The 18,722-nt window shown below is 54.7% G+C and carries 18 protein-coding genes; 10 read left to right on the top strand and 8 right to left on the bottom strand.

Annotated features, from left to right (window positions below):
- Nucleotides 1-170 precede the first annotated feature (170 nt).
- From ACLJR2_RS12940 to ACLJR2_RS12910, 7 genes are all read left to right on the top strand, one after another.
- Nucleotides 171-1,439: an SLC13 family permease gene (locus tag ACLJR2_RS12940; protein ID WP_000074129.1), complete on the top strand. Its 1,269-nt coding sequence runs from the start codon at nt 171-173 to the stop codon at nt 1,437-1,439.
- Between the two features lie 49 nt (nt 1,440-1,488).
- Nucleotides 1,489-1,728 (top strand): oxaloacetate decarboxylase subunit gamma, encoded by a 240-nt coding sequence (locus ACLJR2_RS12935; RefSeq protein ID WP_043991123.1) that lies wholly within the window; start codon nt 1,489-1,491, stop codon nt 1,726-1,728.
- Nucleotides 1,729-1,744: 16 nt separating this feature from the next.
- Complete coding sequence (oadA, locus tag ACLJR2_RS12930; RefSeq protein WP_001534234.1) at nt 1,745-3,514, top strand: sodium-extruding oxaloacetate decarboxylase subunit alpha; 1,770 nt, start codon at nt 1,745-1,747, stop codon at nt 3,512-3,514.
- A gap of 12 nt (nt 3,515-3,526) precedes the next feature.
- Nucleotides 3,527-4,828, top strand: a complete 1,302-nt coding sequence (locus ACLJR2_RS12925; protein WP_001534195.1) for an oxalacetate decarboxylase subunit beta — start codon at nt 3,527-3,529, stop codon at nt 4,826-4,828.
- Nucleotides 4,829-4,921: 93 nt separating this feature from the next.
- Nucleotides 4,922-5,620 (top strand): triphosphoribosyl-dephospho-CoA synthase, encoded by a 699-nt coding sequence (locus tag ACLJR2_RS12920; protein WP_001534215.1) that lies wholly within the window; start codon nt 4,922-4,924, stop codon nt 5,618-5,620.
- A gap of 379 nt (nt 5,621-5,999) precedes the next feature.
- Nucleotides 6,000-7,079 (top strand): FecCD family ABC transporter permease, encoded by a 1,080-nt coding sequence (locus tag ACLJR2_RS12915; protein WP_000128328.1) that lies wholly within the window; start codon nt 6,000-6,002, stop codon nt 7,077-7,079.
- Nucleotides 7,079-7,855: an ABC transporter ATP-binding protein gene (locus ACLJR2_RS12910; protein ID WP_001214710.1), complete on the top strand. Its 777-nt coding sequence runs from the start codon at nt 7,079-7,081 to the stop codon at nt 7,853-7,855. The genes ACLJR2_RS12915 and ACLJR2_RS12910 overlap by 1 nt, the downstream gene beginning before the upstream one ends.
- A 90-nt stretch (nt 7,856-7,945) precedes the next feature.
- Here ACLJR2_RS12910 and gpmA read toward each other — a convergent pair whose 3' ends face one another.
- The 8 genes from gpmA to modE form a co-directional block, all read right to left on the bottom strand.
- Nucleotides 7,946-8,698 (bottom strand): 2,3-diphosphoglycerate-dependent phosphoglycerate mutase, encoded by a 753-nt coding sequence (gene gpmA, locus ACLJR2_RS12905; RefSeq protein WP_001534211.1) that lies wholly within the window; start codon nt 8,696-8,698, stop codon nt 7,946-7,948.
- Between the two features lie 223 nt (nt 8,699-8,921).
- Nucleotides 8,922-9,962 carry a galactose-1-epimerase gene (gene galM / locus ACLJR2_RS12900; protein WP_000931429.1) on the bottom strand — a complete coding sequence of 347 codons (1,041 nt, stop codon included), beginning with the start codon at nt 9,960-9,962 and terminating at the stop codon, nt 8,922-8,924.
- A complete protein-coding gene (gene galK / locus ACLJR2_RS12895) occupies nt 9,956-11,104 on the bottom strand; it encodes a galactokinase (protein ID WP_001049365.1) in 1,149 nt (382 codons plus the stop codon). Before galK ends, galM begins: the two co-directional genes overlap by 7 nt.
- A gap of 2 nt (nt 11,105-11,106) precedes the next feature.
- Nucleotides 11,107-12,153: a galactose-1-phosphate uridylyltransferase gene (gene galT / locus ACLJR2_RS12890; protein ID WP_000187473.1), complete on the bottom strand. Its 1,047-nt coding sequence runs from the start codon at nt 12,151-12,153 to the stop codon at nt 11,107-11,109.
- 10 nt (nt 12,154-12,163) lie between these two features.
- Nucleotides 12,164-13,180, bottom strand: a complete 1,017-nt coding sequence (gene galE / locus ACLJR2_RS12885; RefSeq protein ID WP_001265463.1) for a UDP-glucose 4-epimerase GalE — start codon at nt 13,178-13,180, stop codon at nt 12,164-12,166.
- 222 nt (nt 13,181-13,402) lie between these two features.
- A complete protein-coding gene (locus tag ACLJR2_RS12880; RefSeq protein WP_000885519.1) occupies nt 13,403-14,311 on the bottom strand; it encodes a DUF2167 domain-containing protein in 909 nt (302 codons plus the stop codon).
- A 170-nt stretch (nt 14,312-14,481) separates the two neighbouring features.
- The gene (gene modF / locus ACLJR2_RS12875) at nt 14,482-15,957 is read right to left on the bottom strand and encodes a molybdate ABC transporter ATP-binding protein ModF (protein ID WP_000096945.1); all 1,476 of its coding nucleotides are present in this window, start codon (nt 15,955-15,957) and stop codon (nt 14,482-14,484) included.
- Between the two features lie 67 nt (nt 15,958-16,024).
- The gene (modE, locus tag ACLJR2_RS12870) at nt 16,025-16,813 is read right to left on the bottom strand and encodes a molybdenum-dependent transcriptional regulator (RefSeq protein ID WP_001147418.1); all 789 of its coding nucleotides are present in this window, start codon (nt 16,811-16,813) and stop codon (nt 16,025-16,027) included.
- 128 nt (nt 16,814-16,941) lie between these two features.
- On the opposite strand from modE, the gene ACLJR2_RS12865 reads away from it, so the two are divergent.
- From ACLJR2_RS12865 to modB, 3 genes are all read left to right on the top strand, one after another.
- Nucleotides 16,942-17,091: an AcrZ family multidrug efflux pump-associated protein gene (locus ACLJR2_RS12865; RefSeq protein WP_000891513.1), complete on the top strand. Its 150-nt coding sequence runs from the start codon at nt 16,942-16,944 to the stop codon at nt 17,089-17,091.
- A gap of 166 nt (nt 17,092-17,257) precedes the next feature.
- Nucleotides 17,258-18,031: a molybdate ABC transporter substrate-binding protein gene (gene modA, locus ACLJR2_RS12860; RefSeq protein WP_000951701.1), complete on the top strand. Its 774-nt coding sequence runs from the start codon at nt 17,258-17,260 to the stop codon at nt 18,029-18,031.
- Entirely contained in the window at nt 18,031-18,720 is a 690-nt protein-coding gene (modB, locus tag ACLJR2_RS12855; RefSeq protein ID WP_000604026.1) for a molybdate ABC transporter permease subunit, read from the top strand. Before modA ends, modB begins: the two co-directional genes overlap by 1 nt.
- Nucleotides 18,721-18,722: the final 2 nt, after the last annotated feature.

Below are 18,722 nucleotides of genomic sequence, written 5' to 3'. Positions count from 1 at the left end.
AATATGTTATGCCTTTGTCGGGTAAGTGTTGTTATTTATGTGAGTGTATTCTTTCTCAATAGAAATTAATTAGATGTAATTTTAGTATAACATGTGATTTATGCTTGTTGCAGTTGTATTCATGACTGTAATGAGTTGTTTTTGTACCCTAATAATATAAGGACGTATACATGTCACCAGCGATTATTACTTTGTTGGTTTTAGTGGTTGCAATAATTATCTTTGTTAGCGATCGTCTTCCTATGGGATTAGTTGCATTTATGGTCCCAATGGCACTTTATTTTACCGGTGTTATCGATGCTAAGGATATTTTTGCTTCAATCGTAAATGCGAATGTTATTCTTATCGTCGCCATGTGTGTACTCGGTGCGGCATTTTTTAAAACAGGTTTGGCATGGCAATCAAGTAAAATTTTACTAAAATATGCTAAAACAGAAAGAAGCCTTAGTGTATTGATTTTTCTTATTGGTGGAGTTATGTCTGCCTTTGTTTCTAATAGCGGAACAGTTGCTGTGCTAATTCCTATTGTTTTAGGTATTGCCGCCAGTAGTCAGATTAAGCCTATTAAACTTCTTATGCCTCTGGTTTTTGGGGCAACAATCGGTGCTGACATTTCTATTATCGGTTCGCCAGGAAATCTGATTGCTAAAAATACTATTGAAACTTTTAGTAAGGGAAGTCTGTCGGTGCCATTTTTCGAATACGCTAAAATTGGTATTCCTTTGCTGATTGCATGCTCTATATTTCTCTATTTCTTCGGTTCAAAACTCATCGCAGATCGTGATGGAAATACACAATCTGATTCTCAAATGGATTATAGCCAAATTCCGGCCTGGCATAGAAATTTAACTTTAGCCGTTTTTATTCTGTCTATCGCTGGAATGGTGGCAACTGATTATATTAAGTTTCTGCCTCCAATGCATATTATTGCATGTTGTGCGGCTATTGTTCTTGTATTCGCTGGCGTTTTAACACAAAAGGAAACTTTTAATTCTTTTGAAACGCTAACTGTTTTCATGCTTGCGTTTATGATGCCTTTAGGTGCCGCGCTTAATTCTACTGGTGCTGGAGAAATGATTGCCAATGCCGTTATTTCAGTAACCGGAGATTCTGGCGTTATGATTATTATGGCGTCATTGTGGATACTTACATGGGCTTTGACTCAAGTAATGAGTAACACTGCAGCATGTACGTTGTTATGCCCGGTAGGATGGACTATCGCACAGTCTATTGGCGCAGACCCTCGTGCAGTTGTTATTGCTGTTTTTATTGCGAGTAGTGTTGCTGTTTGTACTCCAATGGCTATTCCAGCAAACTCAATGATTATTGGTCCGGGGAATGTTAAATTTAAAGATTTCTTAAAACCCGGATTGGCGATTAGTTTGGTTTGTTTTATCGTTAGTATGATTTTACTACCGGTATTTTATCCCTTCTATTAATGCCTGATATTACTTTTCTATTTTAGATTATTAAATTTGAGACTTTATTATGAATAGTTCGGTGCTATTAGGTGAAGGCTTCACTCTGATGTTCCTCGGCATGGGATTCGTGCTGGCGTTTCTGTTCCTGCTGATTTTCGCCATCCGCGGCATGTCCGCCGTGATTACTCGCTTCTTCCCGGAACCCGTCGCCGCGCCCGCACCGCGCGCCGTTCCCGCCGTGGACGACTTCACCCGCTTAAAGCCGGTGATTGCCGCCGCCATTCACCATCACCGCCACCACGTTTAATTTCCCGGAGGGATCCATGACCATTGCCATTACCGACGTCGTCCTGCGTGACGCCCACCAGTCCCTTTTCGCCACCCGCCTGCGCCTTGATGACATGCTGCCGATTGCCGCTCAGCTCGACGACGTGGGCTACGGGTCGCTGGAGTGCTGGGGCGGCGCCACCTTTGACGCCTGCATCCGCTTCCTCGGCGAAGACCCGTGGCTGCGCCTGCGCGAACTCAAAAAGGCCATGCCGAAGACCCCCCTGCAGATGCTGCTGCGCGGCCAGAACCTGCTCGGTTATCGCCACTACGCCGATGATGTGGTGGAACGCTTCGTCGAACGCGCGGTAAAAAACGGCATGGACGTGTTCCGCGTCTTCGATGCCATGAACGACCCGCGCAATATGAAAGCCGCCCTGCAGGCGGTGCGCAGCCACGGCGCCCACGCCCAGGGCACGCTGAGCTATACCACCAGCCCGGCGCACACGCTGCAGACCTGGCTGGATTTAACGGAGCAACTGCTGGAAACCGGCGTCGATTCCATCGCCATCAAGGATATGTCCGGCATTCTCACCCCGATGGCGGCGTATGAGCTGGTCAGCGAAATCAAAAAACGTTTTGAGGTGCGCCTGCACCTGCACTGTCACGCCACCACCGGGATGGCAGAGATGGCGCTGCTGAAGGCTATCGAGGCGGGTGTTGACGGCGTGGACACGGCGATTTCGTCCATGAGCGCCACCTACGGCCACCCGGCCACCGAAGCGCTGGTGGCGACGTTGGCAGGTACTGAGCACGACACCGGGCTGGATATCCTGAAGCTGGAGAGCATCGCCGCGTACTTCCGCGAGGTGCGCAAAAAGTATCACGCCTTTGAAGGCCAGCTGAAAGGCTACGACAGCCGCATTCTGGTGGCCCAGGTGCCGGGCGGAATGCTGACCAACCTCGAAAGCCAGCTGAAGCAGCAGAACGCGGCGGACAGGCTGGACCAGGTGCTGGCGGAAATCCCCCGCGTGCGCGAGGACCTTGGCTTTATCCCGCTGGTGACCCCCACCTCGCAGATTGTCGGCACCCAGGCGGTGCTCAACGTGCTGACCGGCGAGCGCTACAAAACCATTGCCAAAGAAACGGCCGGCATTCTGAAAGGCGAATACGGCCACACCCCGGTGCCGGTGAACGCTGCGTTACAGGCCCGCGTGCTGGACGGGGGCGCTCCGGTGACCTGCCGCCCGGCGGACCTGCTGAAGCCAGAGCTGGCTGAACTGGAAGCGGACGTCAGGCGCCAGGCGCAGGAGAAGGGGATTACTCTGGCGGGAAACGCCATCGACGACGTGCTCACCGTGGCGCTGTTCCCGCAAATCGGCCTCAAATTCCTTGAGAACCGCCACAACCCGGCGGCGTTTGAGCCACTGCCGCAGGCGGAAGCCGCGCAGCCGGTGGCAAAAGCAGAGAAGCCTGCCGCCTCCGGTATCTACACCGTGGAAGTGGAAGGCAAAGCCTTTGTGGTGAAGGTCAGCGACGGCGGCGATATCAGCCAGCTCACTGCGGCTGCACCTGCTGCCTCTTCTGCTCCTGCCACCGCCCCGGCAGGCGCCGGCACCCCGGTCACCGCGCCGCTGGCGGGCAACATCTGGAAGGTGATTGCCACCGAGGGCCAGACGGTGGCCGAAGGCGATGTGTTGCTGATTCTGGAAGCCATGAAGATGGAAACCGAAATCCGCGCCGCGCAGGCCGGGACGGTACGCGGTATCGCGGTGAAGTCCGGGGACGCGGTCTCCGTGGGCGACACCCTGATGACGCTGGCGTAACGGAGAACTGAAATGGAAAGTCTGAACGCCCTGCTTCAGGGCATGGGGCTGATGCACCTTGGCGCAGGCCAGGCCATCATGCTGCTGGTGAGCCTGCTGCTGCTGTGGCTGGCGATTGCGAAGAAGTTCGAGCCGTTACTGCTGCTGCCGATTGGCTTCGGCGGGCTGCTCTCCAACATCCCGGAAGCGGGTATGGCGCTGACCGCGCTGGAAAGCCTGCTGGCGCACCACGACGCCGGGCAGCTGGCGGTGATTGCCGCGAAGCTGAACTGCGCGCCGGACGTGCACGCCATTAAAGAGGCGTTAGCGCTGGCGCTGCCCTCCGTCCAGAACCAGATGGAAAATCTGGCGGTGGACATGGGCTACACGCCTGGCGTACTGGCGCTGTTCTACAAAGTGGCGATTGGTTCCGGCGTCGCGCCGCTGGTCATCTTCATGGGCGTCGGCGCGATGACCGACTTCGGCCCGCTGCTGGCCAACCCGCGTACCCTGCTGCTCGGCGCGGCGGCGCAGTTCGGCATCTTCGCCACCGTACTGGGGGCGCTGACGCTGAACTACTTCGGCCTTATCAGCTTCACCCTGCCGCAGGCGGCGGCCATCGGCATCATCGGCGGCGCGGACGGCCCGACGGCGATTTACCTGTCGGGCAAACTGGCGCCGGAGCTGCTGGGGGCCATCGCGGTGGCGGCGTACTCGTATATGGCGCTGGTGCCGTTAATCCAGCCGCCGATTATGCGCGCGCTGACCAGCGAGAAAGAGCGGAAAATCCGCATGGTGCAGCTGCGCACGGTGAGCAAGCGGGAGAAGATTCTGTTCCCGGTGGTGCTGTTACTACTGGTGGCCCTGCTGCTGCCGGACGCCGCGCCGCTGCTGGGGATGTTCTGCTTTGGCAACCTGATGCGCGAAAGCGGCGTGGTGGAGCGTCTGAGCGACACGGTACAGAACGGGCTGATTAATATCGTGACCATCTTCCTCGGGCTGTCGGTGGGCGCGAAGCTGGTGGCGGACAAGTTCCTGCAGCCGCAGACGCTGGGCATTCTGCTGCTGGGTGTGATTGCGTTCGGGATTGGGACGGCGGCCGGGGTGCTGATGGCGAAGCTGATGAACCTGTGCAGTAAGAACAAAATCAACCCGCTTATCGGTTCGGCGGGGGTGTCGGCGGTGCCGATGGCGGCACGCGTATCGAACAAGGTGGGCCTGGAATCAGACCCGCAGAACTTCCTGCTGATGCACGCGATGGGCCCGAACGTGGCGGGGGTGATTGGCTCGGCGATAGCCGCCGGGGTGATGCTCAAGTACGTGCTGGCGATGTAAACCGGTACCTGTCCGGGCTACCGGATTGCATGGCTCTGTAGCCCGGACAGATGCGCAGCATCGCCTCCGGGAATGTCCCATAAGGAGACTTTGATGAATGAAACCATAGCATTTCGTCCGGAAGGCCGGGCATCGATAAAAGATGTGGTTGTCAATTATACGCTGGCATCACTGGACGAGCTTGAACAACTGCACCCGGCGCTGAATCTGCTGGCGCACCCGTCAATTGTCCGTGGCAGCCATGATTTCTTTGTCCGTTGTTATGACGCGGGCGTACAGCATGCGCAGGCCGGGGCGGCTGAAACGGTAGCGGTTTTGCCTGATTCGCTGCCACAAGAACGGCAAAGGAGCGGGCTGCTGTGTGCCGCAGCAGGTCGTCTGGATGCCCTGCGCCAGCCGCTGACGCACAATCGTTTATGTGACCTGGCCAGTCAGTTCTGTGCTGGCATGGCAGATGTTGACAGCGAAACCCGCAGCGGTTTTTATACCGTGCGCAGCATATCGCTGCCGGTTTACCGGCGGCTGTTGCGGGATCAACATTCTCACAGTGTCTGCCTGCAGCAGGCTCTGCTGCACCTGCTGGCCTGGAAGAGCGATTCTCCCTGGGCGCGGCAGCAGGCGCAGCGGCTGCTCTGGCAGGGCGGCGTGCCGGGCGATAAAGGTGAGTTTGCGCTTATGACGCTGGATGATGAACTGCGGGAGCGCCAGATTGAGTGGCCCGGGCTGTGGTCTCTGCTGGCCGTCACCGGGTTTCTGGCGAAATTCCCTGCCGGACCGATATTTGCTGACTGAAAAATGAGGACTGCTGACAATTATCTGTGGTGTTGGCATTTCTGCGAGAGGCAGCTAGCGCTTTGCCTGACTTACGAAACGAGAATATCAACAGATTACGTACTTTTTGTAGGTCCGTGGTTGGAACATTGCCACCTGGTTACATTTTGTCAACAGCCTCAAGCGTGGATGGCTCCACGCTTTTTTTGTCTATGGAAAACCCCCAGCCAGGCCCTGTGTCTTGATCAGGAGATCTGATCAAGACACAGGGCTATGCCGGAGGATATTTATTGGAAACCGGTGAGATAGGCCACCGTGTCATTAATCGAAATATAAATAAATATATAACGAAATAATTCGGCGCTATAATTCTCCTCTGATTAATAACGTAGCCCGAGCCATGACCTGTCAGGACAAATCACTTTTAGCCCCCGCTCTCGCTTCCACGCCCGTCATTCCGCGCTATCGCCAGATCATACGCAAACGGGCTGTGCTCATGTTAGCTATTGCGCTGGCGATGATGGCTTCACTGATGGTGGATGTAACCTGTGGGTCTTCGGGTTTACCGCTCAGTGCGCTGTGGCAGGCGCTTTTCCAGCCGGAAAAGGTGAATGCGGGCATACACGTTATTGTCTGGGATATTCGTTTACCCTATGCCCTGATGGCCCTACTGGTGGGCATGGCGTTAGGGTTAGCGGGCGCCGAAATGCAAACCATTTTAAATAATCCGCTGGCGACGCCGTTTACCCTTGGCGTATCGTCCGCAGCGGCTTTTGGCGCTGCGCTGGCGATTGTGTTGGGGATCGGTATTCCCGGTATTCCTGCCGCCTGGTTTATCCCGGCCAATGCGTTCATCTTTGCGCTTTTATCCGCGTTACTCCTGGACGGTATTACCCGTTGGACAGGCGTCGCCGCATCCGGAGTGGTGTTGTTCGGTATTGCGCTGGTATTCACCTTTAACGCGTTGGTCGCCATTATGCAGTTTGTGGCTGATGAAGATACGCTGCAGGGGCTGGTATTCTGGACGATGGGGAGCCTGGTCCGCGCGTCGTGGGAAAAATTGGGCGTACTGGCCGTGGTGTTTATTGCTGTGCTTTTTTGCGCGTTACGAAGCGCCTGGCAACTCACGGCATTACGTCTGGGCGAAGAGAGGGCGATGAGCTTTGGGATTCATGTCCGCCGTTTACGCCTGCTGTCATTGTTGCGTATCAGCTTGTTATCAGCGCTGACGGTAGCTTTCGTCGGGCCGATTGGTTTTATTGGTCTCGTTGCACCGCACATTGCGCGAATACTTTTGGGGGAAGATCACCGTTTCTACCTTCCGGGCAGCGTGCTGATAGGCGGGCTGGTGTTATCGCTGGCCTCTATTGCGGCGAAAAATAGTATTCCGGGCGTCATGGTGCCGGTGGGGATTGTCACCTCGCTGGTCGGGGTTCCGTTCTTTTTAAGCATTGTATTGCGACATCGGGGGAGTCTCTGATGCGCGGGTTAATGCTCCGCTCATTTAGCGCCGGCTATTCCACTCAGCCGGTTATTGCAGATCTCAACGTTCCCTTACTGCCGCGCGGGAAAATTACCATTTTGCTGGGGCCGAACGGCTGTGGTAAATCGACGTTACTACGTTCGCTGGCCGGGCTGAATAACGCCGACGGCGAGGCGCTGCTTGATGGCGAAGATCTCATGTCGTTATCGTTTGCCGAGCGGGCGCAGAAAGTTGTGTTTTTGCCGCAGTCATTACCGCAGGGCGTACATCTGCATGTACTGGAGTCGATTATCGTGGTACTGCGGGCATCAGGCGGCAGAGACAATGCGCAGGGCAGAGCGCAGATACTGGCTATCCTTGAGCAATTGGGCATAACGCATCTGGCGTTGCAGTATCTCGACCAGCTTTCCGGCGGTCAACGGCAGTTAGTGGGTCTGGCGCAATCGCTGATTCGTCGCCCTGAACTTCTGTTGCTGGATGAGCCGCTCAGCGCGCTGGATTTAAACTATCAGTTTCACGTAATGGATCTCGTGCGTCGGGATACCCAGGCGCAAAATAGGGTAACGATAGTCGTGGCGCATGACATTAATATTGCACTGCGTCATGGTGACCATGTCCTGATGCTAAAAGACGGCAGGCTGGTCGCCAGCGGCGCGCCGGAGACGGTGATTACTGCGGAGCGTCTGGCTGAAGTGTACCGGGTACGAGGACGCGTGGAGCGCTGTTCGCAGGGTAAACTGCAGGTGGTGCTGGACGGCGTGATCGCTGTTTAAGACATATTGCCTGATGGCGCTGCGCTTATCCGGCCTACCCATTGCTCGTAGGCCGGATAAGGCAGTTATACCGCCATCCGGCAAAGGTGATTACTTCGCTTTACCCTGATTCGCCACGGCAGCCGCTTTCGCGGCGATTTCGTCAGCGTTGCCCAGATAGTAATGTTTGAGCGGCTTGAAGTTTTCGTCGAACTCATACACCAGCGGCACGCCGGTCGGGATGTTTAACTCAAGGATCTCATCTTCACTCATGTTATCCAGGTATTTCACCAGCGCACGCAATGAGTTACCGTGAGCGGCGATGATCACGCGCTCACCGCTCTTCATACGCGGCAGGATGGTGTCGTTCCAGTAAGGAATAACGCGGTCGATGGTCAGCGCCAGACTTTCGGTCAACGGCAGCTCTTTCTCGCTCAGTTTGGCATAACGTGGATCGTGACCCGGATAACGCTCATCATCTTTGGTCAGTTCCGGCGGCGTCACGGCAAAACCGCGGCGCCACTGTTTAACCTGCTCGTCACCATATTTTTCTGCCGTTTCCGCTTTATTCAGCCCCTGCAACGCGCCATAGTGACGTTCATTGAGTTTCCAGGATTTTTCCACCGGCAGCCACGCCTGATCCAGTTCATCCAGTACGTTCCACAGCGTATGGATAGCGCGTTTCAGTACGGAAGTGTAGGCAAAATCAAAGCTGAAACCTTCTTCTTTTAGCAGTTTACCCGCTGCTTTTGCTTCGCTTACGCCTTTTTCAGACAGGTCAACATCATACCAGCCGGTGAAACGGTTCTCTTTGTTCCATTGACTTTCACCGTGACGTACCAGAATCAGCTTAGTTACAGCCATACTCTCACTCCTATAAATCATATGTAATGATAATAATTCTCATTATATTGCCGCGAGGTGTTGGCGGCAATGCTTACGCATAACCATAGCGAAAATAGTGGCGCAGTGTAAGGTTCTTGTGAACTCAGAGTTGCGATTTTGTCTTTAAGTGGTGGAGGTTTGAGCAGGGCAATGGCGCGTAGGCCCGATAAGCTTGCGTCATCGGGCATGTAGCGGCATATCGTTAGAACGGAATAAACTGATACTCGGTCAGGCTGGCGTACTCCTCGCCAGGGCGAAGGATACTGTCAGGCTGCGGCCATTCAGGATGATTCGGGCTGTCCGGCAGCAGTTCGCTTTCCAGCGCCAGCCCTTGCCAGTCGGCATAAGGTTCCGGCCCGCGGGAAGGTGTACCCGCCAGATAATTGCCGGAATAAAACTGTAGCGCCGGGGCGGTGGTGTAAACCATCATTTGTAGCTTTCCATCCTGTGACCACAGACGGGCCGCCGGCTTTTTGCCATCACCCTGCGTCTGTAGCAGGAAAGCATGATCGTAGCCTTTAACCTTGCGCTGATCGTCATCGGCGAGAAACTCGCTGGCAATGACTTTTGGCATCCGGAAGTCAAACGAGGTATTGGCTACCGATTTTAGCCCCTGGCGTGGAATACCGGATTCATCTACCGGCAGATACTCATCCGCCAGAATTTGCAGCTTATGCTGGCGCACGTCGGTCCGATCGCCGTCCAGATTAAAATAGACGTGGTTGGTCAAATTCACCGGACAGGGTTTATCGACCGTCGCCCGGTAGGTGATGGAGATTCTATTGTCATCGGTCAGACGATATTGCGCCGTGGCGCAAAGATGGCCAGGAAAGCCCTGGTCGCCGTCATCAGAGGTGAGCGCGAATAATACCTGGCGATCGTTCTGGTTCACAATTTGCCAGCGGCGCTTGTCAAAGCCTTCCGGTCCGCCGTGTAGCTGGTTCTCGCCCTGGCTTGGGCTTAACTGTACGGTTTCGCCGGCAAACGTATAACGGCTATTGGCGATACGGTTCGCGTAACGGCCAATAGAGGCGCCGAGGAATGACGTCTGTTCAGGGTAGTGTTCCGGGCTGGCGCAGCCCAGCAATGCTTCCCGAACGCTGCCGTCAGACAGCGGAATACGGGCGGAAAGAAGAGTGGCTCCCCAGTCCATCAGCGTTACCACCATCCCTGCGCTATTGCGCAGGGTTAGCAGGCGGTACGGTTGACCATCGGGGGCCAGTGCGGGCGTTTCATTTAGCACTGTCCTGCTCCTTGTGACGGTTTGCATACATAAAAGGTTTCTTTGATTCCGGTTTTCGCTTCGTACTGTTGCGCAACGGCCTGCCGAACAGCGGGAACCAGATCTTCCGGGATCAGTGCGACAACACAGCCGCCGAAGCCGCCGCCGGTCATGCGCACGCCGCCTTGATCGCCGATGGTCGCTTTGACGATGTCTACCAGCGTGTCTATCTGCGGGACGGTAATTTCGAAATCATCGCGCATTGAGGCATGGGACTCCGCCATCAGTTGGCCCATACGTTGCAAATCACCTTTCTCCAGCGCGCTTGCCGCTTCAACGGTGCGCGCATTTTCGCTCAATACATGGCGAACGCGTTTTGCGACTACCGGGTCCAGTTCGCTGGCAACGGCATTGAACGCCTCAAGGCTGACATCGCGCAGGGCCGGCTGCTGGAAGAAACGGGCGCCGGTTTCGCACTGTTCACGGCGGGTATTATACTCGCTGCCCACCAGCGTGCGCTTAAAGTTACTATTGATGATCACCACGGCGACACCTTTCGGCATGGAAACCGCTTTGGCGCCGAGCGTACGGCAATCAATCAGCAACGCATGATCTTTTTTGCCGAGCGCAGAGATGAGCTGATCCATAATGCCGCAGTTACAGCCGACAAACTGGTTCTCGGCCTCTTGTCCGTTGAGCGCAATTTGCGCGCCGTCCAGCGGCAGGTGATAAAGCTGCTGGAAGACGGTGCCCACCGCCACTTCCAGCGAGGCGGAGGAGCTTAACCCGGCGCCCTGCGGCACATTGCCGCTGATGACCATATCCACGCCGCCAAACGCGTTGTTACGCTGTTGCAGGTGTTTCACTACGCCGCGCACATAGTTAGACCACTGCTGGCTATCGTGGGTCACGATCGGCGCATCCAGTGAAAATTCGTCCACCTGATTGTCGTAATCGGCGGCAATCACCCGTACGGTACGATCGTCGCGCGGCGCACAGCTAATTACGGTCTGGTAATCGATAGCGCAGGGCAGAACAAAACCATCATTGTAATCAGTATGCTCGCCGATCAGATTGACGCGGCCTGGCGCCTGAATCGTGTGGGTGGCAGGGTAGCCGAAAATTTCAGCAAACAGCGCGCGCGTTTTCTCTTTCAGATTCATTTTTATACTCCGGATTCGCGAAAATGGATGTCGCTGACCGCGCGCAGGCGTTCAGCCGCTTGTTCTGCGGTTAAATCACGCTGGGTTTCCGCCAGCATTTCATAGCCGACCATAAATTTACGGACGGTCGCAGAGCGCAGCAGCGGCGGATAAAAGTGCGCGTGCAACTGCCAGTGTGCGTTTTCTTCACCGTTAAACGGCGCGCCGTGCCAGCCCATTGAGTAGGGGAAGGAACACTGAAACAGGTTGTCATAACGACTGGTCAGCTTTTTCAACGCCAGCGCCAGAGAGTCGCGCTGCTCGTCGCTTAAATCGGTAATGCGCAGGACATGCGTTTTGGGTAACAGTAGCGTTTCGAACGGCCACGCCGCCCAGTAAGGCACCACCGCCAGCCAGTGTTCGGTTTCGACCACGGTGCGGCTGCCGTCCGCCAGTTCCCGCTGGACATAATCCACCAGCATTGGCGAGCGCTGCTCGGCGAAATAGGCTTTTTGTAAACGATCTTCGCGTTCGGCCTCATTCGGCAGGAAGCTGTTGGCCCAGACCTGGCCATGCGGATGCGGGTTCGAACAGCCCATCGCCGCGCCTTTATTTTCAAAGACCTGCACCCACGGATAGGTTTTGCCTAACTCGGCGGTCTGCGTTTGCCAGGTTCTGACGATTTCCGTCAGCGCGGGCAGGCTCAACTCCGGCAGCGTTTTACTGTGATCGGGAGAAAAGCAGATCACGCGGCTGGTGCCGCGCGCGCTCTGACAGCGCATCAGCGGATCGTGGCTGTCCGGCGCATCCGGCGTATCGGCCATCAGCGCCGCGAAATCGTTAGTAAAGACGTAAGTCCCTTTGTAATCGGGATTTTTATCGCCGGTGACACGCGTATTGCCCGCACACAAGAAGCAGTCCGGATCGTGGGCCGGCAGCATTTGCTGAGACGGCGTTTCCTGCGCCCCCTGCCAGGGGCGTTTTGCGCGATGCGGCGAAACCAGAACCCACTGGCCGGTAAGCGGGTTATAACGGCGATGCGGATGATCGATGGGATTAAATGGGGTCATAACAACATCCTTAATCTGGGTATCCCTGCGGATGGCGTGACTGCCAGTGCCAGGTGTCCTGCGCCATTTCGTCAAGCGTGCGGGTGACGTGCCAGTTCAGCTCGCGATCGGCTTTGCTGGCATCCGCCCAATACGCCGGGAGATCGCCGTCGCGACGCGGCGCGAAGTGGTAATTAATGGGTTTACCGCAGGCTTTACTAAAGGCGTTGACCACATCCAGGACGCTACTGCCGACACCCGCGCCGAGGTTATAAATATGTACGCCGGATTTGTCCGCCAGTTTTTCCATCGCCACGACGTGCCCGTCGGCTAAGTCCATAACGTGAATGTAATCGCGTACGCCGGTGCCATCCTCGGTCGGGTAATCGTTGCCGAAAACGGCGAGCGATTCGCGACGACCCACGGCGACCTGGGCGATATAGGGCATCAGGTTATTCGGAATACCTTGCGGATCTTCTCCCATGTCGCCCGACGGGTGCGCGCCGACCGGATTGAAATAACGCAGCAGCGCAATACTCCACTCCGGCTGGGCTTTTTGCAGATCGGTGAGGATCTGTTCTACCATCAATTTACTTTTGCCGTAGGGGCTTTGCGGCGTGCCGGTAGGAAAACTTTCGACGTAAGGAATTTTGGGCTGATCGCCATAAACGGTGGCGGAGGAGCTAAAAATAAGGTTTTTAACGTTGGCCGCACGCATGGCGCTGACCAACCGCAGCGTACCGTTGACGTTGTTGTCATAGTACTCCAGCGGCCTGGCGACCGATTCGCCGACGGCTTTCAGGCCGGCAAAGTGAATCACGGTATCAATCGCGTGATCGTGCAGAATTTCGGTTATAAGCGCTTCGTTGCGAATATCGCCTTCGACAAAGGTCGGGTGCTTACCGCCCAGACGTTCAATAACGGGCAGCACGCTGCGCTTGCTGTTGCAGAGGTTATCGAGGATGACGACGTCATGACCATTTTGCAGCAATTGTACGCAGGTATGACTTCCAATGTAACCGCTACCACCTGTAACCAATACTCTCATAATTCGCTCCGTTAAGCCTATGGTATGGAATAACCATAGCATAACAAAGATGCGAAAAGTGTGACATGTAATAAATTAGTGGAATCGTTTACACACTGGTGATTTTACGCATTTATATCAATTAAATGATTACAAATCATCTGGCTTGAGAATGCTTCTGCTTTTTATCCGAAAAAAAGGCGCGTTACGCGCCTGGGAATGAAACGGACGGGGCAGGAGCTGTCAGTCTTTTTTACGCGAGAGTAGCTTCCTGGCGAGCGCCCCGACGGCAACGACGCCGATGGCGGTCACTTTCCAGAACTTAAGCAACGCGATACCGAGCATAGCAAGCAGACCTACTTTTTTGGCCGCGATACCGCCAATCAGCGCGGCGAGCCCATACTCCGCTATTTTGTCCGTTGATTCGTTGAAGTCAGCGTAGCGTTGTCCAGCGTTGAACTTGACGGAACTGAGAATTCTTTTCGCCAGAGGGATTTCATGGTCAACAGAACCTCTGTCGGTCACCAGATTTAAAGAAAAATAACCTTCACGTCCCAGCAGATAGGTGTTGTAGTTCACGCCTTGTTCATTCAGTGGTTCGTTGGTGCCGATATCCTGGATGGCGGCGGACCAGATCAGACGATGATTGGTTGCATCGTAGGTAGGCTTCTCGATCCAGCCAATAATTTCTATCGGCTCAATGCCTTTTGCAATACGATCTTTATTCGCTTCTTTTGTGCCTTTGCGCAGGTTATCCATTAATTCATCGGCATCCCAATTTTTTGCATCATCATCTTTTACATAACCAGAATCATCATATTCGATAGAAATAAATCCATTCATTTCCTTTTTAAATACGAGACCGTAAAAATATTCATCGTCAACATAGTTACCAATTTCACGCATAAATACCGCCGCTTCTTTTGCGGGTATCCAGGTAAATCCTTCCGGCAGATTAAGCGTGGCTTTATCACCTAAACTAATCTTTGTCGGACCCGCAACGGCGGCGCGACTCATGCCTTCAACAGCGACCTCAACGGCGGTTTTACGCGCTTCCTGCGCAGCGGTCGGCTTTTGCTCAGCATAACTGCCGGGGCAAAATAACATGGCTGCCAGTAAAAATAGTATTATTTGTGGAAAACGAAAAGCCATAATGAATCCCTTATATTCACATACGACATCATTGTCGAAAATTTCAGGATTATTATGACAATGAGGCGGTCAGCGATTCAAGAGATAGTAAGCTTATCGACCGTTATTATTATTCTTAATAAAAGGAGAGTGGTTCCAGAATGGCGCGCGGCGCCATTCTGATAATACATTTAATTATTGCATCGTCCGGAAACGTACTTATAACGTTCGCCCTCTGGTACAAATTCCAGCCGGTGGGTAATACAGGCAGGCGCATCCTCTGCATGATGGGAAACGAACAGCAGTTGGGTCTCTCCCTGGCGAATTAATACATCTACAAAACGGCGTACCAGTTGGCGGTTCAGCGGGTCCAACCCTTGCAGCGGCTCATCCAGAATCAACACTGTCGGATGCTTAACCAGCGCGCGCACGATCAGCGCCAGCCGCTGCTGTCCCCAGGAGAGACTGTGGAAGGGGGCATCCGCCGTACGCTTATCGATTCCCAGAATATCCAGCCACTGTTGCGCCAGTTTTCGTTGCCTGTCTGAAACGGCCTGGTAAATGCCGATAGAATCGAAATAGCCGGAGAGAATGACATTGCGTACCGTGGTACTGACGCGGTAATCCAGATGTAAACTGCTGCTGACGTAGCCGATATGTTTTTTGATATCCCAGATTGTTTCGCCGCTTCCTCGCCGCCGCCCGAACAGCGTAAGATCGTTGCTGTAGCCTTGCGGATGATCGCCAGTAATAAGGCTAAGCAACGTAGACTTACCCGCTCCGTTAGGACCGATGATCTGCCAGTGTTCGCCCGGATTGACTCGCCAGCTTAGGTGGTGGAGGATAGGGCGATCGTTATACGAGACTACGCCATCGTTAAGTACGATCCGTGGTTCGCCATCGGGTAACGCATGGCGGGCGGAAGGTTCGTCCGGTTCGGGTAATTGTACGTCGGTCAGACGCTCGCTGTGCGCGAGTTGAGCGACCAACGCCCGTTGCAGTAACTCTGTCGTCGTTCCGGTCTCCGCCAGCGTACAGTCGGCAAGCACGCCGGCAAACTGCACGAAGTCCGGGATTTCATCAAAACGGTTGAGTACCAGCGCCAGGGTCATACCCGCCTGGTTCAACGCCGTCAGGCGTTGCGCCAGTTGTTGACGGGCGGTCACGTCAAGTCCGTCGAACGGTTCATCAAGGATTAATAACTCCGGCTCAGACATCAGCGCCTGACACAGCAGCGCTTTTCGCGTCTCGCCGGTAGAAAGGTATTTAAAACGCCTGTTGAGTAAAGCGGAAATACCGAACTGCTGCGCCAGCATCGCACAGCGGGCAGGATGGTGAACTTCATCCTGAATAATTTCCGCGGTAGTGCGCCCGGTATCGTCTTCGCCAGGACTGAGCATATCGGTGTTATTACGTTGCCACTCATCGCTGACCAGCTTTTGCAATTGTTCAAAGGACAGACGAGTAATGCGGGTAAACCGACACTGGCGCTCGCCTGTTAATAACGGCAGTTCGCCCGCCAGCGCGCGGGCGAGCGCCGACTTCCCGCTCCCGTTAGCCCCAACGAATGCCCAGCTATCGCCCGCATTGAGCGTCAGCGAATCCAGATGAAGTGTTTTTGTATCGCTCAGACGAAACGTGCCTTGCGAAATTTGCAACGATGACATTTTGCATCCCATTTTTTGCAGCGATGAATGACAGGGATACGTCTTTCGGCAACGGATGTCAATGTGCTTAGCACAACGTTGCAATAATCACTCTGTCCGCATTAAACCAGGCAATCACGTCATCGCCTTCCTTTAACGTGGCGGCATCTGAAGTCGGTATCGTGGCGCACAGCGTCTGGCCGTCCGGCAGCGCCATCAACACTTCACACTGTTCCGCGCCGCGCTCGATATGGCTGATCGTTCCCGACAACTGATTGTCAGCGGCGCGCGCAACGGCTGCATCCCGGGTAATGCCAACCCACGGCGCTTTTAGCAGGATCAGCACTTCTTTTCCCTCCTCCAGGCCGAGACGCTCGCCGCTTTGTGCCGTCAGCGCGACTTTGAGCCGCGTTTTGCCGTCGGCCAGCAGCACATCGACATGCTGTTGCACCTGATCGCGATCGCGGGCGGTAATGGTGCCGAACCACTGATTTCGGGCGCTGGTTTGCAGTGAAAAGCGGGAGATAGCGGCCAGCAGACTGTCAAGCGGCAGGGCGTCATCGTCGCTTAACACATCGAACGCTTTTTGCTGAATTTGGCCCAGCAAATCGTAAAGCTGGATCAGACGCTGGCCATAGCGGGTTAATACCGCGCCGCCGCCGCCTTTGCCGCCCGTTGCGCGTTCAACCAGCATATGTTCGCTAAGCTGGTTCATGTCGTTTATCGCATCCCAGGCGCTCTTATAGCTGATTCCCGCGTCTTTCGCGCCCTGACTAATCGAGCCGGAAAGCGCAATGTGTTTCAGCAGAGAGATACGTCGGGGATCGGCAAAAAGCTTTTGCTGAAGTTTCAGGGTAAGAAGGATTTCGGCCTGCATAACCAGCTCCTGGTAAAAAGACTATTGTGACTGAAAAGCGCGTCAGCGCAAAGCCGACCGCACAAAAGGGGAGTGCTTTTCTGTGTGATGCGGTTAAAATACAAAAAGGACTATATCTGGAGTTGCCCATGTTAGAGTTATTAAAAAGTCTGGTATTCGCCGTCATCATGGTACCGGTAGTGATGGCCATCATCCTCGGTCTGATTTACGGTCTGGGTGAGGTGTTCAACATTTTTTCCGGTATCGGTCAGAAAGACCAGTCCAGACAGAACCGCTGATTTCCCCAAACGCCCGCTCAGTCGGGCGTTTTTGTTACTCAAGATCCTGCTTTTCCTGCCGATATTTTCTGTGTTTAATCGTTAATGGGTATGAATAACCGCTGGGAAACCCCTGAGATTATCGTTATATTGTCGTTTACATAACGAAACGCACAAGGAGTTACAGATGGCGCATTACTGGTTACGCCTGGTCGCAGGGGCGACATTATCTTTCGTCATCGCTGGTCATGCGCTGGCGGATGAAGGCAAGATCACCGTATTCGCCGCCGCGTCGCTAACGAACGCGATGCAAGACATTGCGGCAGAATATAAAAAAGAGAAAAATGTGGATGTGGTTTCCTCATTCGCCTCCTCTTCAACGCTGGCGCGCCAAATAGAAGCGGGCGCGCCGGCGGATCTGTTCATCTCTGCTGACCAGAAATGGATGGATTACGCAGCCGATAAAAAAGCGGTGGATACCACGACACGCGAAACATTGCTTGGCAATAGCCTGGTGGTGGTAGCGCCGAAAGCCAGCGGGCAGAAACCGTTTACCATCGACAACAAAACGGACTGGATTCGTCTGCTGAACGGCGGGCGTCTGGCGGTGGGCGATCCGCAACACGTACCGGCGGGAATTTATGCCAAAGAAGCGCTGCAAAAGCTGGGCGCATGGCAAACGCTTGAACCGAAACTGGCGCCGGGCGAGGATGTGCGCGGCGCGTTGGCGCTGGTCGAACGTAACGAAGCGCCTTTAGGCATTGTATACGGTTCTGATGCGGTCGCCAGCAAGGGGGTCAACGTGGTGGCGACGTTCCCGGAAGATTCACATAAAAAAGTGGAATACCCCATCGCTATCGTGGAGGGGCATAAAAATGCGACCGTCAGCGCGTTCTATGATTACCTGAAAGGACCGCAGGCCTCGGCAATCTTTAAACGTTATGGATTTACGACGAAGTAATGATACTGACCGATCCAGAATGGCAGGCTGTCCTTCTTAGCCTGAAAGTGTCTTCCCTGGCCGTGCTGTTTAGCCTGCCGTTTGGGATCTTTTTTGCCTGGTTACTGGTGCGATGCCGGTTTCCGGGCAAAGCCTTACTTGATAGCGTCCTGCATCTGCCGCTGGTGCTGCCGCCGGTGGTGGTCGGCTATCTGCTGCTGGTGTCGATGGGGCGACGCGGGTTTATTGGCCAGTGGCTGTATGACTGGTTCGGTCTCACGTTTGCCTTTAGCTGGCGCGGCGCCGTGCTGGCGGCGGCGGTGATGTCCTTCCCGCTGATGGTGCGGGCCATTCGGCTGGCGCTGGAGGGGGTGGATATCAAGCTTGAACAGGCCGCCAGAACGCTGGGCGCCGGGCGCTGGCGCGTTTTTCTGACTATCACCTTACCGCTTACCCTGCCGGGCATTATTGTCGGTACGGTGCTGGCGTTTGCCCGTTCGCTTGGCGAATTTGGCGCGACCATTACCTTTGTTTCCAATATTCCGGGCGAAACCCGCACCATACCTTCCGCCATGTATACCTTGATTCAGACGCCTGGCGGGGAGAGCGCGGCGGCGAGGCTGTGCGTGATTTCGATTGTATTAGCGCTGATTTCGCTGTTGATTTCTGAATGGCTGGCGCGGATTAGCCGTGAACGGACGGGGCGCTAACC

Source organism: Salmonella sp. SAL03688 (assembly GCF_046551895.1).
GTDB lineage: Bacteria > Pseudomonadota > Gammaproteobacteria > Enterobacterales > Enterobacteriaceae > Salmonella > Salmonella enterica.
Note: the sequence above shows the minus strand (reverse complement) of the source record. Positions and strands in the feature narration are given on the sequence as shown.

What these genes read in the sequence shown, in the direction of transcription:
- ACLJR2_RS12940 (WP_000074129.1), top strand. Translation starts at nt 171, where the DNA reads ATGTCACCAGCGATTATTACTTTGTTGGTTTTAGTGGTTGCAATAATT.
- ACLJR2_RS12935 (WP_043991123.1), top strand. Translation starts at nt 1,489, where the DNA reads ATGAATAGTTCGGTGCTATTAGGTGAAGGCTTCACTCTGATGTTCCTC.
- oadA (WP_001534234.1), top strand. Translation starts at nt 1,745, where the DNA reads ATGACCATTGCCATTACCGACGTCGTCCTGCGTGACGCCCACCAGTCC.
- ACLJR2_RS12925 (WP_001534195.1), top strand. Translation starts at nt 3,527, where the DNA reads ATGGAAAGTCTGAACGCCCTGCTTCAGGGCATGGGGCTGATGCACCTT.
- ACLJR2_RS12920 (WP_001534215.1), top strand. Translation starts at nt 4,922, where the DNA reads ATGAATGAAACCATAGCATTTCGTCCGGAAGGCCGGGCATCGATAAAA.
- ACLJR2_RS12915 (WP_000128328.1), top strand. Translation starts at nt 6,000, where the DNA reads ATGACCTGTCAGGACAAATCACTTTTAGCCCCCGCTCTCGCTTCCACG.
- ACLJR2_RS12910 (WP_001214710.1), top strand. Translation starts at nt 7,079, where the DNA reads ATGCGCGGGTTAATGCTCCGCTCATTTAGCGCCGGCTATTCCACTCAG.
- gpmA (WP_001534211.1), bottom strand. Translation starts at nt 8,698, where the DNA reads ATGGCTGTAACTAAGCTGATTCTGGTACGTCACGGTGAAAGTCAATGG.
- galK (WP_001049365.1), bottom strand. Translation starts at nt 11,104, where the DNA reads ATGAATCTGAAAGAGAAAACGCGCGCGCTGTTTGCTGAAATTTTCGGC.
- galT (WP_000187473.1), bottom strand. Translation starts at nt 12,153, where the DNA reads ATGACCCCATTTAATCCCATCGATCATCCGCATCGCCGTTATAACCCG.
- galE (WP_001265463.1), bottom strand. Translation starts at nt 13,180, where the DNA reads ATGAGAGTATTGGTTACAGGTGGTAGCGGTTACATTGGAAGTCATACC.
- ACLJR2_RS12880 (WP_000885519.1), bottom strand. Translation starts at nt 14,311, where the DNA reads ATGGCTTTTCGTTTTCCACAAATAATACTATTTTTACTGGCAGCCATG.
- modF (WP_000096945.1), bottom strand. Translation starts at nt 15,957, where the DNA reads ATGTCATCGTTGCAAATTTCGCAAGGCACGTTTCGTCTGAGCGATACA.
- modE (WP_001147418.1), bottom strand. Translation starts at nt 16,813, where the DNA reads ATGCAGGCCGAAATCCTTCTTACCCTGAAACTTCAGCAAAAGCTTTTT.
- ACLJR2_RS12865 (WP_000891513.1), top strand. Translation starts at nt 16,942, where the DNA reads ATGTTAGAGTTATTAAAAAGTCTGGTATTCGCCGTCATCATGGTACCG.
- modA (WP_000951701.1), top strand. Translation starts at nt 17,258, where the DNA reads ATGGCGCATTACTGGTTACGCCTGGTCGCAGGGGCGACATTATCTTTC.
- modB (WP_000604026.1), top strand. Translation starts at nt 18,031, where the DNA reads ATGATACTGACCGATCCAGAATGGCAGGCTGTCCTTCTTAGCCTGAAA.